Source organism: Lacticaseibacillus manihotivorans DSM 13343 = JCM 12514 (assembly GCF_001435035.1).
GTDB classification, from domain to species: Bacteria; Bacillota; Bacilli; order Lactobacillales; family Lactobacillaceae; genus Lacticaseibacillus; species Lacticaseibacillus manihotivorans.
Genome location: NZ_AZEU01000307.1, coordinates 1 through 868 on the forward strand (window position 1 = coordinate 1; position 868 = coordinate 868).

Sequence of the window (868 nt, forward strand, 5' to 3'; positions counted from 1 at the left end):
CTCGACTCGAAGCGTCACTCGCATCAAGTCTATCTTGCGGAAACTGCCCAAGCCATACACGACCGCAAACGCGACAGAACCGGACACCACGCCTTTCTCAAAACCGGCCGTGCGTTCTTCAAAGCTCTCACCAAGGAGCTTACCCGCAAGCCTCGCGTGCACAGCGTTGATAGTTTCGTACACTTCTATCGCGACCAGGGTAAGTCTTGCCCTTCAACGACTACCGTGTACCGCTACATCGATGCCGGGCTGCTTGAACTAGACAACATGACACTCCCCAAGAAGCTCCGACGCCGCGTCAAAGGCTATAAGAACGCCCACAAACGCAAGAACAAGAAGATATACGGCGACTCAATCGAGCTGCGTCCTGCGGCCGTGAATGACCGTACAGGCGTGGGACATTGGGAAGGCGACTTGGTCAAAGGTATTCGTTCGGCTGATGAGCCAGCGCTGATGACGCTCACAGAACGGTACAGCCGAACTGAAATCATCGTTAAGATACCTGACTATCATGCGGACACCTGCCTTAAAGCCTTGCAGGACACGATCAACGATTACGGTGCCAAGGAGTTTGAGAGTATCACGTTTGACAATGGTTCCGAGTTCGCCAAGCTGTCGGAGATCGTTGGAACCCAGATCTATTTTGCTCATCCATACTCGCCTTGGGAGCGCGGCACTAACGAGAACACCAACGGACTACTCAGGGAGTACTTCCCGAAGGGAAAGTCTCTCAGGGACGTTACGCTGGTTGAGATCCAAGCAGTCCAATCAGCACTGAACCATCGTCCCAGACGTATTCTGAACTATCTTCGACCATGCGATTACTACCGACGCATGGCTTAACAACCTAGACCACTATCAAGGATTC

The 868-nt window shown here is 52.8% G+C and carries 1 protein-coding gene; it reads left to right on the forward strand.

The genetic code is table 11. The annotated features are described in order from the left end of the window. On the forward strand, positions 1 to 843 hold an 843-nt coding region (locus FD01_RS14730; protein WP_056965081.1), incomplete at its 5' end, for an IS30 family transposase. Between the last annotated feature and the right edge of the window lie 25 nt (positions 844 to 868).